Source organism: Streptomyces sp. NPDC097619 (genome assembly GCF_040302735.1).
Classification (GTDB): Bacteria; Actinomycetota; Actinomycetes; order Streptomycetales; family Streptomycetaceae; genus Streptomyces.
In genome coordinates this window covers 1-12,418 of record NZ_JBEOSD010000072.1, presented here as the reverse complement: position 1 = coordinate 12,418, position 12,418 = coordinate 1, and the positions used below count along the sequence as shown (strand labels likewise).

Below are 12,418 nucleotides of genomic sequence, written 5' to 3'. Positions count from 1 at the left end.
GGGCCGCGCGAGCGGCACCGGTCAGCCCGCGGCCGACCCGGTGTGGTGCCGGACCGAGGAGCCGCCGCGCCGCTTCACGACCTCCAGTTGGGCCGGGACCCGGCTCCGCAGGTCCCCCACGTGACTGACGATGCCCACGCTCCGGTCCCGTTCGCGCAGCGAGTCGAGCACGTCGAGCACCTCGTCCAGGGCCTGTTCGTCGAGGCTGCCGAAGCCCTCGTCGATGAAGAGGGTGTCCAGGCGCAGCCCGCCCGCCTCGTCGGTGACCACGTCGGCGAGGCCGAGGGCCAGGGCGAGCGAGGCGAAGAAGGTCTCGCCGCCGGACAGGGTGGCGGTGTCCCGGGCCCGGCCCGTCCAGGAGTCGACCACGTGCAGGCCGAGGCCCGAGCGGCCCCGTCCGCCGGCCCGGTCGTCGGAGTGCACGAGGGTGTAGCGGCCGCCGGACATCCGCAGCAGCCGCACGGTCGCGGCGGCGGCCACCTGCTCCAGCCGGGCCGCGAGCACGTACGACTCCAGGCGCATGCGGCGCTCGTTGTCGGCCGAGGTGCCCGCGGTGAGGGCGGCGAGCCGGGCCACCCGCTCGTACTCCTCGCGCAGCGGGCCCAGGCCGCGCAGTTCCACGGCGGCCTGCCGGGAGAGCCGGTCCACCTCGGCGCAGCGCTGCCGGGCCGCGTCGGCGGCGGAGGCGGCGGTCCGCAGCAGGGCCGCGGTCCGGGCGGCGGCCGTCTCGGCGACCTCGGGGCGGGCCGGGGGCAGCTCGGCGGCGGCCGCGGTGCCCGTCTCGGCACGGCGCTCGGCGAGCGCGGACTCCTCGGCCTGCCAGGCGTCCAGCCGGTGCCGGCAGGAGCGGCGGACCTGCTCGGTGAGGACGGAGGCGGCGGCCTCGTCGGTGGTGTCGAACCCGGCCCTGAAGGCGGCGTCGGCCAGCCGGTCGTCGGCCTCCTTGAGGCGGCGGGCGGCGGCGTCGGCCTCGCGGGCGGCCCGGGCGGCCCCGGCGACCAGCCGGATCCGGTGGGCCAGCAGGCGGGCGCGGTCGCCGATGGTGGGGGCGTCGCCGCGGAGCCGGGCGAGTTCGGCCTCCAGGGCCTGCTGCTCCCGGTCCAGGGCCTCGCGGCGGGAGTGCCGGGCGGCGGCGCGCTGTTCGGCGAGCCGGCGGCCTTCGATGCGGTGCTCCTGTTCCCGTTCGGCGGTGGTGAGGGCCTCGCGGGCGCGGTGGAGGCCGCCGGCGGTGGTGTGGGCCTCGGCGTGCTCGCGGGCCAGGGTCCCGGTGAGGGCGTGGAGTTCGGCGGTGGTGGCGGTGCCCGCGACGGCGGCCGCCTCGGCCCCGGCCTCGCGGACGGCGGCGAGCCGGCGCTCGGCGGCGGCCCGGCGCTCGTCGGCCTCCTCGTAGCGGGCGCGGGCGGCGTCCTCGGCGGCCCGGTCCACCTGTCCGGGCACCGGACGGGCCGGGTGCGGGTGCTCCGCGGAGCCGCAGACCGCGCAGGGGGTTCCCGGGGCCAGGGCGGCGGCCAGTTCGGCGGCGATGCCGAGGAGGCGCGCCTCCTTCAGTTCCAGCCAGTGTTCGCGGGCCGCTCCGGCGGTCTCCCTGGCACCGGCCAGGTCGGTGGCGGCGGTGTCCGCGTCGGCGGCCAGGGCGTCGCGGCGGCGGGCCGCGGCCAGTTGGAGGCGGGCCGGTTCCAGGCGTCCGGCGAGCTGTTCGGCGCGGGTCGCGGCCTGCTGGGCGGTGTCGACGGCGGCGCGCAGGGACTCCCGGGTGCGCTCCCAACCGGCCAGCCAGGTCTCGGTCTCCTGGAGGAGGTCCTCGGCGGCCCGGCCCTCGCGGTCGAGCGCGGCGCGTTCGCGGCCGATCTCCGCGCTGCGCCGCTCGTCCCGTTCGGCGGCGGTGAGGGCGCCGTACTCCTCGCTGAGCCGCTTCTCCATGGTGTCGAGCTGCTCGGCACCCGCTTCGGCGAGGGCCGGGGGGAGCTGGGCGCGGGCCCCGGCGTCGGCGGTGGCGGCGGCCCGCAGGGCGGCAGCGGCGGCCTGGCGCAGTTCGAGGGAGGGCAGGACGCGGTCGGCCCGCAGGGAGCGGTCCAGGAGCCGCTGGGCCTCCTCGCGCGCCGGGGCGTCGGCGGCGAGGGCGTCGGCCCGGCGGAGGGTTTCGGCGTGCCGGCGCTGGAGCCGGTCGAGTTCGCGGCTCTCCTCCAGGGCGTGGCGGGCCCGTTCGTGGCGGTCCTCGGCGGCGGCGAGGGCGTACCGGGCGATGGTGAGGCGTTCCCGGGCGTCGGAGCGGGCGACGGCGGCCCAGGACAGGACCTCCTCGCCGAGGCCCGGATCGCCGGGGGTGAGGGGGGCGAGCGGGCGGGCCCGGAGGTCGGCGCCGTCCCCGGCGGCCTGGGCCAGGCGCTGGGCGGTGCCCAGGACGCGTTCGTCGCCGGAGCGCACCTGCTCCTCGGCGGACCGGCGGCGGTCGGCGAGCTGACGCTCCACGGCGGCGAAGCGACGGGTGTCGAAGAGCCGCCCGAGGAGCCGGCCGCGGTCCTCGGCGTCGGCGCGCAGGAAGCGGGCGAAGTCGCCCTGCGGGAGGAGGACGACCTGGCAGAACTGTTCGCGGCTCATGCCGAGGAGCTGTTCGATCTCGGCGCCGGTCTCCTGGTGGGAGCGGCTGAGGGCCTTCCAGCCCCCGTCGGCGGTGTGCTCGCGGAGTTGGCAGCGGGCCTTGTCGCGGGTGGTGCCGGTGCCGCGCTTCTTGGGGCGGGGTTGTTCGGGGCTGCGGGTGAGTTCGAGGCGGCGGCCGCCGGCGGTGAACTCCAGGACCACTTCGGTGGGGACGGCCGGGTCGGCGTGATCGCTGCGGAGCCCGCCGCCGGGGGTCTGCCGGCTGCCGGGCACGGAGCCGTAGAGGGCGAAGCAGACGGCGTCGAGGACGGAGGTCTTGCCGGCTCCGGTGGGCCCGTGCAGGAGGAAGATCCCGGCGGCGGAGAGGGCGTCGAAGTCGATCTCCTGGGGGGCGGCGAAGGGGCCGAAGGCGGTCAGGGCGAGGCGGTGCAGTCTCATCGGCCGGTCTCCTGTAGCGCTTCCTCGGCGCGGGCCCCGTCGAACGCGTCGCGGAGGACGGCCCGTTCGGCGGGGTCGGGGGCGCCGCCGCCGCGGACGTGGGCGACGAAGTCCTCCGCGATCTCCTGGTCGGTGCGGCCGCGGACGCGTTCGGCGTAGGAGCCGGTGGTCTCGGCGTCGGCGCCCTGCGGGTCGAAGACGAGGCTGAGGACGTGCGGGTAGCGTCCGGCGAGCCGGGCCATGGGTTCGGCGGGGCGGACCGGGTCGGTGAGGGTGGCCTCGACCCAGGACTCCTCGTGGCGGGTGTGGGCCGGGTCGTCGAGGAGCTGGTCGAGGGAGCCGCGGAGGCGGGCCAGGGGGCGGGGCACGGGCAGGTCGAGGCGTTCGGCCGTCACCTCGCCGGCGGGGCCGAGTCCGACCAGCCACATCGTCTTGCGGTGCGTGGCCTCGGAGAAGGAGTACGCGAGCGGGGAGCCGGAGTAGCGGATCCGTTCGGTGACGGCCTGACAGCCGTGGAGGTGGCCGAGGGCCACGTAGTCGACCCCGTGGAAGAGGCCGGCGGGCACCGAGTCCACGCCGCCGACGGTGATGTCGCGTTCGCTGTCGCTGGGCTGCCCGCCCGTCACGAAGGCGTGCGCGAGGACCACGGAGCGGGTGCCGGGGGCGCGGCCGGCCAGATCGGCGCGGATCCGGTCCATCGCGGCGCCGAGGACGGCCTCGTGGCCGGCCTGCGCGGCCCCCAGGGCGTCCTTGACCAGGGCGGGTTCCAGATAGGGGAGCCCGTACAGGGCCACCTCGCCGTGTTCGTCGGAGAGCAGGACCGGGTCGGCGCAGCCCGCCGGGTCGGTGCGCAGGTGGATGCCGGCGCGGCCGAGGAGGCCGGAGGCGACGCCGAGGCGGCGGGCCGAGTCGTGGTTGCCGGAGATCATGACGGTGGGGACGCCGAGTCCGGCCAGGGCGTGCAGGGCGCGGTCGTAGAGCTCGACGGCGGCCAGTGGGGGCACGGCCCGGTCGTAGACGTCGCCGGCGACGAGGACGGCGTCGACCTCGTGGGCGCGGGCGGTCTCGACGAGGTGGTCGAGGAAGGTGGCCTGGGCGTCGAGCAGGCCGACGCGGTGGAAGGACCGGCCGAGGTGCCAGTCGGAGGTGTGCAGAAACTTCACTCGACCCGCTCCGACCCTCCGACCCGCGTTCCTTCGCCCCGGCGGCTCCGTTCGCCGCGGGACCCGACGGGCTCACGGCCTTCCCCCGTCACGCCGGTGCCCCGGATCACCGGGACCACCACCCACCTCAGTCTGCCACCGGCCCCGACCCCCCGGGGACCGCCCGCCGGATCCCCCGCGCGGGGTGGCGGCCGTACCGGGTGCGGCGGGGGAGGCCGGGGGTGGTGTGCGGGACCGGTACGCGCGCGCCCGCTCCGGTGCGGAGCGCGAGGAGGGCGGTGTGGTGAGGGACACGTCCGACGGTCCGGTGGTCGGTGCGGAACGGGGCCGCTCCGGGGGCCCGCGCGCTCGTATGCTCGGGCTCATGTCGGTACTCCTGCGCAGGTCCGGCGCCGTGGGGCGCATCACCCTCGACCGTCCCGGGGCCCTGAACGCCCTCACCCACGACATGGTGCGGCGCATCGACGCCGCGCTCGACGCGTGGGAACCCGATCCGGCCGTGACGGCCGTGGTCCTCGACGGGGCCGGTGACCGCGGGCTCTGCGCGGGCGGGGACATCCGGGCGATCCGGGAGTCCGCCCTGGGCGACCGGGCGGAGGCGGCGGGCTTCTGGCGGGACGAGTACCGGCTGAACGCGCGGATCGCGCGGTTCCCGAAGCCGTGGGTGGCGCTCATGGACGGGATCGTCATGGGCGGCGGGGTCGGGCTGTCGGCGCACGGGAGCGTCCGGGTGGTCACGGAGCGGTCCCGGGTGGCGATGCCGGAGGTGGGCATCGGTTTCGTGCCGGACGTCGGCGGAACCCGCCTGCTGAGCCGGGCCCCCGGGGAACTGGGCACGCACCTGGCGCTGACCGCGACGGCGATGGGCGGGGCGGACGCGCTGCTGTGCGGGTTCGCCGACCACCACGTGCCCGCCGCGCTGCTGCCGGAGCTGACGGCCGCCCTGGGCGGGGGCGCGGACCCGGCGGCGGCCCTCGCCGGTCGGGAGACTCCCGCCGGGCCGTCCGTACTGGCCGACGCTCGGGAGTGGATCGACTCCTGTTACGCCGCGGACTCGGTCGAGGAGATCGTGGAACGGCTGCGGTCCCACGGGGAGCCGGAGCCGAAGGAGGCCGCGGAGCGGATCCTCGGGCACTCCCCCACCGCGGTGAAGGTGACGCTGGCGGCGCTCCGGCGGGCCCGCGCCCTGGACACCCTCGAACAGTGCCTGGAACAGGAGTGGCGGGTGTCCACGGCCGCGCTGGCCGGCCCGGACCTGCCCGAGGGGGTGCGGGCGCAGGTGGTGGACAAGGACCGGCGGCCCCGCTGGTCCCCGGCCTCCCTGGCCGAGGTGACGGAGGCGGCGGTCGAGGCGCACTTCGCCCCGGCGGGTCCGCTGTTCTGAGCGGGTGGGGGCGTGCCCGTCGGTGCGCCCCGTCGGGCTCAGCCCTCGCCGTACGCCTCTCCGCCGAGCTCGAACCCGGCGGTCCCGGCGGTGGTGTCGGCCAGCCAGGCGCGGAAGGGCTCGACGTCCGCCTCGGGGAGCCCGATCTCGATGGCGACGGCCTCGCCGTAGCGGACGTCGAGGACGGTGCGGCCGGTGGCGCGCAGGTCGTTCTGGGTCTTCCCGGCCCGCTGGTGGTCGACGGTGACGGTGGCCAGGCGGTAGCGGTGCCGGGTGACGGTGCCGAGGGCGTCCAGGGCTTCGCCGACCACGCCGCCGTAGGCGCGGATCAGGCCGCCCGCGCCGAGCTTGACCCCGCCGTAGTAGCGGGTGACCACGGCCACGACGTAGCGGACCTCGCGGCGCATCAGCATCTGGAGCATGGGGACCCCTGCGGTGCCCCCGGGTTCCCCGTCGTCGCTCGCCTTCTGCACGGAGGCGTCGGCGCCGACCACGTACGCGAAGCAGTTGTGGGAGGCGGTGGGGTGTTCCCGCCGGATCCGGGCCACGAACGCCTGGGCCTCCTCCTCGGTCGCCGCGGGGGCGAGGGAGCAGAGGAAGCGGGAGCGGTTGATCTCGGATTCGTGCACGCCCTCGCGGGCCACCGTCACGTACTGGTCTGCCTTCACCCACTCACCCTAAGGGCCCGTCCGGCGGGGCTCCGCCGGACGGGCCCCGGCCGGGGCGACCCGGTCAGGCCAGCAGCCCGAAGCGGCGGACGAGGGGGGTGCGGCGCCAGGCGGCGCCCAGCCCGAAGTGGTCCCCGGCCCGGCACACGGTCAGGACCACGGCCGCGAGGGCGATCATCCAGTGGTCGTCGGTGATCGGGTTGGTGGCGGGCTGGAGGGTGACCAGCCACATGGAGGCCATCATCAGGGCGCAGGCCGCGGTGGCCGCGCGCATCCCGATGCCGAGGGCGAAGGCCAGTCCCACGCCGAGCAGTCCGAGCATGAACAGCAGGTCCAACCACCAGGCCCCGGCCACGGAGTCGAAGGCGTGGGCGAAGGGGCCCTTCGTCCCGTGGAAGAGGAAGCCCTCGGTGGGCGAGCCGCCGTTGAGCACGGACTTCTCCGAGGGGGTGGCGAAGCCCAGGCCGAAGAGCTTGTCCAGGAAGGGCCACAGGAAGGTCCAGGCGAGCAGGGCCCGGAGGGCGGCGAGGGAGATCCGGACCGCCCGGTGCGACGGCACGGCGGGCCGGGCGGCGGTCGCGTCGGCGGTGGCGGTCGCGCCGGAGCGGGTCGTGGGGGCGGCCGGGCGGGTCGGGGCGGGGGCGGTGGAGGAGGCCATGGGGGTAACCTTCCGAGCGGCTTGTGAATACATTCACAAGCTATCCGATCTTTGACCTCCCCTTTACGCCGAAGGTCCCGAAGCGGACGGCCCAAGGCCCCCGATCTCCGCGGCCCGTCACCCGACGGACCTGATCCACCCGGCGCCGGTGGGCCGCCGCGCGGGAATCCCGGGACCGGCGGGCGGGTTGTCGCCCACGAAGCCCCGGCCTCCGCCGGAGCACCCCAGTCACCCCGGCAGCACAGGAGGCGGCCCGTGTACGGCGACCCCGCGACCATCCGCAAGATCCTCACCGAACTCGGCGACACCTGGGCCGTGGTGGGACTCTCGAACAACCCCGACCGGGCCGCCTACGGGGTGGCGCGGATCCTCCAGCGCCACGGCAAGCGGATCGTGCCGATCCACCCCAAGGCGGAGACGGTGCACGGGGAGCGGGGCTACGCCTCGCTGGCGGAGGTGCCGTTCGCGATCGACGTGGTGGACGTGTTCGTGAACAGCTCCCTGGCCGGGCAGGTGGCCGACGAGGCCGTGGCGGCGGGCGCCCGGGCGGTCTGGTTCCAGCTCGACGTGGTGGACGAGGACGCCTTCGAGCGGACCCGGGCGGCCGGCCTCGACATGGTCATGGACCGCTGCCCCGCCATCGAGATCCCGACCCTGGCCGCCTGACCGGGGCGGGGCGGGGTCCGGAGCCGGGCGGAGGCCCCGCCCCTCCCCCGGCCGGATCCTCAGGCCGGCAGTTCCCCGGCCCGCTCGGCCTCGGCGAGGGCGACCAGCTGCTCGGGGGTCACGTGGTCCGGGATCGGGACGGGCGCCGGGGTGCGCAGCGGCGGCTGCCAGCCCGCCTCCCGGTCCCAGCGGCGCACGATGCGCGCCGGCGCGCCCGCCACCACCGCGTGGTCGGGGACCTCGCCCCGCACCACGGAACCGGCGGCCACCACCACGTTGCGGCCCAGCCGGGCCCCGGGCAGCACCACCGAGCCGGTGCCCAGCCAGCAGCCGGGACCGATCTCCACCGGGGCGCTGCGCGGCCACTGCCGGCCGACGGGCTCGTGCGGGTCGTCGTAGCTGTGGTTGGTGGAGGTCACGTACACCCCGGGCCCGAAGAAGGTGTCCGAGCCGATGGTGATCCGGGTGTCCGCGATGATGTGCGTGTCGCGGCCGAGGACCACCCCGTCGCCCAGCACCAGCAGCGGTTCCGGTCCCAGGTCCAGGCCCGGCATCATCCCGGCCGTCAGGGTGACCTGCTCGCCGATGATGCAGTGGCTGCCGAGGCGGATCCACTGTTCGCCGAAGACGGTGCCCTGCGGGAAGGCCAGCCGGGTCCCGGTGCCGATGGCGGCGAACCGGAGGTCGCCGGGCGTCTCCGCGGTCACGGCCCCGGCCCGCTGCATGAAGCGCCAGGCGGCGTGGGCCGCGCGGGAGGCGGCCCGCCGGCCCCAGACCGCCGGCGATGAGAACGTGTTCTGGTTCTTCGGCACCCGGCCACGGTAGTGCGGCCCCGCCACCGCGTCCGGGCCGCCGGGCTGTGATCTTCACCCCATCGGCCGCGGTCCGCGCCGCGTGGCCTACCGTGCAGGGGGCGCGGTACGAGATCCAAAGGGAGAGAGCATGAGCAGTCAGGCGGAGCGGCCCCTCATCGCGGGCGTCGGCGGCAAGGCCCCGCGGGTGGACCCGGGGGCGTTCACCGCCCCGACCTCCGTGGTGGTCGGGGACGTGACCCTCGCGGCCGGCACCAGCGTCTGGTACTCGGCGGTGCTGCGGGCGGACTGCGGACCCATCGTCCTCGGGGCGGACAGCAACGTGCAGGACAACTGCACCCTGCACGTGGACCCGGGCTTCCCCGTGACCATCGGCGAGCGGGTGTCCATCGGGCACAACGCCGTGGTGCACGGCTGCACGGTGGAGGACGACTGCCTGATCGGGATGGGCGCCACGGTGCTCAACGGGGCCGTGATCGGGGCCGGTTCCCTGGTGGCGGCGCAGGCCCTGGTGCCGCAGGGCATGGTGGTCCCGCCCGGCTCGCTGGTGGCGGGGGTGCCCGCCAAGGTGCGCCGGGAGCTGACCGAGGAGGAACGCGAGGGCATCCGGCTCAACGCCACCATGTACACGGAGCTGGCGAAGCAGCACCGGGACGCCGTGGCGGCCCCGCGGGACTGACCGGGGCCGGCGGCTCCGGCCGCACCCGATCGGACGGCCCGGGCGGAACTCCGCCCGGGCGGTCGCGGCGCCGGGGCACGGCCGCCGCGACGGCTACTCGGCGGCCGCGGTCACCGGCTGTTCGGTCCGGGCGGCGGTGGGGGCGGACTCCGCCGCCGCCTTCTTCGCGCGGTTCTTCAGGACCAGCAGGGAGGTGAGGCCGATCAGCACCGCGAGGACGAGCCCGAGCCAGGAGAACCGCTTGAGCCAGGCCTCGGCCACGACGCCCACGTAGTAGATGACGGCCGTGGTGCCGCCCGCCCACAGGATCCCGCCGAAGACGTTGGCGAGCAGGAACTTCCAGTACGGCATGTGCAGCACGCCCGCCAGGGGGCCCGCGAAGATCCGCAGCAGAGCCACGAACCGGCCGAAGAACACGGCCCACACGCCCCACTTCTCGAAGGACCGCTCGGCCATCGCCACGTTCGAGGCGCTGAAGTGCTTGGGGAACTTCCGCTCCAGTTTCGCCAGCAACGGCCGGCCGCCCTTGCGGCCGATGGCGTAGCCGATCGAGTCGCCGACGATGGCGCCGGTGCTGGCGCAGACGCCGAGGACCACGGGGTCGATCTCCCCGTGCTGGGAGGCGAGCAGCGCCGAGCTGACCAGGATGATCTCGCCGGGCAGCGGGATGCCCAGGCTCTCCAGGCCGATGACCACGCCGACCAGGAGGTAGATGCTGACCGCCGGGACGGTCTCGAGCCATTCCTGGATGTGCACTGGTGGGATCCTCCCGCGTCCGGTGCGACCCCTGCGGCGCACGGCGGGCAGCCTACCGGCTCGCCGGGGCCCCGCCGGCCCGCCCCCCGGGGGCGGGCCGGGCCGCCCGCCCCCGTCGGCCGGCCCGCCGTCAGCCGGCGCCCTCGACCGCCGTCGGTGGCCCTCAGCCGCCCGCCGGAGCGGCCCGGCCCGCGCCCGCCGCCGCGGGCACCACGACCGTGGCCCGGAGCGGCAGTTCCCGGGAGGACCGGCCCACGGACACCGTCCGGGCGCCCGTGCCGGTCACCCAACCGTGTCGGGCCGGGTCCCAGGAGGAGAGGCTGCGGGCGTCCAGGTCCACCCGTACGCGTCGGGACTCCCCCGCCTTGAGCTCCAGCCGCCGGTACCCGGCCAGTTGACTGATCGGCTGGTCCAGCCTGAGGTCCGGGGAGGGACCCAGGTAGACCTGGGCCACCTCGGTCCCGGCCCGGCGGCCGGTGTTGCGGACGGTGAACTCCACGCGGACCCCGTCCCCTTCGGCCCGCACGACGGGCGCGCTGTACGCGAAGGAGGTGTAGGAGAGCCCGTGCCCGAAGGGGAAGAGCGGCACCACGCGCTGCGCGTCGTACCAGCGGTGCCCCACGTGCACCCCTTCGCTGTACTCCTGGCGTCCGCCGACGCCCGGGTAGCGCAGCGGGTTCCCCGCCACCGGGTGGAGCTGTTCGGCAGCCGGGAAGGTCTGGGTGAGCCGGCCGCCGGGGTCGGCGTCGCCGAAGAGGACGGCCGCGGTGGCTCCGGCGCCCTCCTGCCCCGGGTAGTACATCTGGAGGACGGCCCCCGTCTTCGCCAGCCAGGGCATCGTGGTGCTGGAGGAGGTGTTGAGGACCACCGTGGTCCGCGGGTTGACGGCGGTGACGGCCTCGATCAGCTTCTGCTGGCCGCCCGGCAGCGCGAGGGTGGTCCGGTCCCGGCCCTCGGTGGCGTCCTCGTAGGCGAAGAGCACCACGCTGTGCGCGGCGCGTGCGGTGCGGACGGCCTCGGTGAGGTCGGCCTCGCGGGTGGCGCGGGTGGTGTGGCGGAGGCTGAACCGCTGGCCGGTGCCCCCGCCGAGGGCGGTGACCCCGATCCGGTGGGCCCCGGGGCTGAGGCGGACGGTGGCCCGCCGCACGGTGGAGCCGTCGGGGGCGGTGCCGAGCAGTCCGCCCGCGAAGTACTCGGCCACCCCGGCCCGGACGGGGAAGAGTTCCTGTCCGTCGAGGAGCACGGCCGGGCGGGTTCCGGTGTAGTGGACCGTCAGGGTCCACTCGTCCTCCGCGGGCAGGGTGAGGGTGCCCTCCCAGGTCCAGGTGGCGCCGGGGGCCACCTGCCGCTCGTCGAGGTCCACCGCCGGGGCGAGCAGTCCGCCGGGCATGGGGCGGCCGTACAGGTCCTCGCCGAGGGCCCGGGTCACCCGGGCCCCCTTGCCGGCGCGGGCGCGGATCTCCTCGTAGGGGCTCGCGGCGCGGTCGGGGACCACGTGGGCGCTGCCGCCGCCGCTGACGAAGGGGACCGTTCCGGTGGGGCCGATCACGGCCACGGAGCGGGCCGCCGGGCCGGTCAGCGGGAGGGTTCCCTTCTCGTTGCGGAGCAGGACCGCCCCGGCCACGGCCACCTTGCGGGCCAGCTCGGACCCGGCGGCGGCGTCGCGGGCCGGGCGCGGCGGCGGGTCGCCGTCGAGGAGGCCGAAGCGGTCGAGGGTGGTGAGGATGCGGCGCACCGCCCGGTCCACGCCCGTCATCGGCACGGAGCCGGCGGTGACGGCCTTCTTGAGGGCCGGTCCGAAGTGCCGCCCGGCGGGCATCTCCATGTCCAGACCGGCGTCGAGGGCGGGGCCGGTGCTGTGGGTGGCGTCCCAGTCGGACATCACCCAGCCGTCGAAGCCCCAGCGGGCCCGCAGCAGGTCCTCCAGGAGGGGCTTGCTCTCGCAGGCGTGCACGCCCGCCACCTTGTTGTAGGCGCCCATCACGGAGCCCGCGCCGGCGGCCACGGCGGCCTCGAAGCCGCGCAGTTCCGTCTCGTGGAGGGCCTGTTCCCCGACGATCACGTCGACGGAGGTGCGGCCCTCCTCCTGGTTGTTGAGCGCGAAGTGCTTGACGGTGGCGATGAGCCCTTCCTCCTGGATGCCCCGGATCACCTCGGCGACCAGGTCCTCCGTGAGCCGCGGGTCCTCGGAGAAGGTCTCGAAGTTACGGCCCGCGTACGGGGTCCGGATCAGGTTGACCATGGGCGAGAGCAGCACGTCCTGGCCGAGGGCGCGGCCCTCGCGGCCGATGGTGCGGCCGTACTCGCGGGCCAGGTCCGGGTCGAAGGCGGAGGCCAGCATCACGGGGGCGGGTAGGGCGGTGGCGGGCCGGGCCACCCGGACCCCGGCGGGGCCGTCGGCCAGCCGGATCGGGGGGATGCCGAGCCGGGGCACGCCCGGCAGGTACCCGGCCTGGCCGAGGCTCGCCGGATCGCGGTCCCCGTGCAGGAGGCCGAGCTTCTCGTCCAGGGTGAGCCGGGCCAGCAGCCCGTCCACCCGGGCCTCGCTGCCGGGGCGGGCGGCGCGGCGGAGCGCGGAGGCGCTCCCGGCCGGGAC

At 76.3% G+C, this 12,418-nt stretch carries 10 protein-coding genes; 3 read left to right on the top strand and 7 right to left on the bottom strand.

Features of this window, described 5'->3' with window-relative positions; all coding sequences use genetic code 11:
• Nucleotides 1-21: 21 nt before the first annotated feature.
• Together ABTZ17_RS20400 and ABTZ17_RS20395 are read right to left on the bottom strand one after the other, a co-directional pair.
• Nucleotides 22-3,036 carry an AAA family ATPase gene (locus ABTZ17_RS20400; protein WP_352197067.1) on the bottom strand — a complete coding sequence of 1,005 codons (3,015 nt, stop codon included), beginning with the start codon at nucleotides 3,034-3,036 and terminating at the stop codon, nucleotides 22-24.
• Nucleotides 3,033-4,199 carry an exonuclease SbcCD subunit D gene (locus ABTZ17_RS20395; RefSeq protein WP_352197066.1) on the bottom strand — a complete coding sequence of 389 codons (1,167 nt, stop codon included), beginning with the start codon at nucleotides 4,197-4,199 and terminating at the stop codon, nucleotides 3,033-3,035. Before ABTZ17_RS20395 ends, ABTZ17_RS20400 begins: the two co-directional genes overlap by 4 nt.
• A gap of 364 nt (nucleotides 4,200-4,563) precedes the next feature.
• Between ABTZ17_RS20395 and ABTZ17_RS20390 the strand changes: the two genes are divergently transcribed.
• Nucleotides 4,564-5,583, top strand: coding sequence for an enoyl-CoA hydratase/isomerase family protein (locus tag ABTZ17_RS20390; RefSeq protein ID WP_352197065.1), 1,020 nt, complete (start codon nucleotides 4,564-4,566; stop codon nucleotides 5,581-5,583).
• A gap of 38 nt (nucleotides 5,584-5,621) precedes the next feature.
• Here ABTZ17_RS20390 and ABTZ17_RS20385 read toward each other — a convergent pair whose 3' ends face one another.
• Together ABTZ17_RS20385 and ABTZ17_RS20380 are read right to left on the bottom strand one after the other, a co-directional pair.
• The gene (locus tag ABTZ17_RS20385; RefSeq protein WP_352197064.1) at nucleotides 5,622-6,251 is read right to left on the bottom strand and encodes a YigZ family protein; all 630 of its coding nucleotides are present in this window, start codon (nucleotides 6,249-6,251) and stop codon (nucleotides 5,622-5,624) included.
• Nucleotides 6,252-6,315: 64 nt separating this feature from the next.
• Nucleotides 6,316-6,909 carry a hypothetical protein gene (locus ABTZ17_RS20380; protein WP_352197063.1) on the bottom strand — a complete coding sequence of 198 codons (594 nt, stop codon included), beginning with the start codon at nucleotides 6,907-6,909 and terminating at the stop codon, nucleotides 6,316-6,318.
• A gap of 255 nt (nucleotides 6,910-7,164) precedes the next feature.
• Here ABTZ17_RS20380 and ABTZ17_RS20375 point away from each other — a divergent pair, with 255 nt between their 5' ends.
• On the top strand, nucleotides 7,165-7,575 hold the full coding sequence (locus ABTZ17_RS20375; protein ID WP_352197062.1) for a CoA-binding protein: 411 nt from the start codon (nucleotides 7,165-7,167) through the stop codon (nucleotides 7,573-7,575).
• A 59-nt stretch (nucleotides 7,576-7,634) separates the two neighbouring features.
• On the opposite strand, the gene ABTZ17_RS20370 is transcribed toward ABTZ17_RS20375, so the two are convergent.
• Nucleotides 7,635-8,387, bottom strand: coding sequence for an acyltransferase (locus ABTZ17_RS20370; RefSeq protein ID WP_352197061.1), 753 nt, complete (start codon nucleotides 8,385-8,387; stop codon nucleotides 7,635-7,637).
• 130 nt (nucleotides 8,388-8,517) lie between these two features.
• On the opposite strand from ABTZ17_RS20370, the gene ABTZ17_RS20365 reads away from it, so the two are divergent.
• The gene (locus ABTZ17_RS20365) at nucleotides 8,518-9,066 is read left to right on the top strand and encodes a gamma carbonic anhydrase family protein (protein ID WP_352197060.1); all 549 of its coding nucleotides are present in this window, start codon (nucleotides 8,518-8,520) and stop codon (nucleotides 9,064-9,066) included.
• Nucleotides 9,067-9,159: 93 nt separating this feature from the next.
• Here ABTZ17_RS20365 and ABTZ17_RS20360 read toward each other — a convergent pair whose 3' ends face one another.
• Nucleotides 9,160-9,822: a DedA family protein gene (locus tag ABTZ17_RS20360; protein WP_352197059.1), complete on the bottom strand. Its 663-nt coding sequence runs from the start codon at nucleotides 9,820-9,822 to the stop codon at nucleotides 9,160-9,162.
• Nucleotides 9,823-9,985: 163 nt separating this feature from the next.
• Nucleotides 9,986-12,418: beta-glucosidase family protein (locus tag ABTZ17_RS20355; RefSeq protein ID WP_352197058.1), on the bottom strand; the 2,433-nt coding region annotated here is incomplete at its 5' end.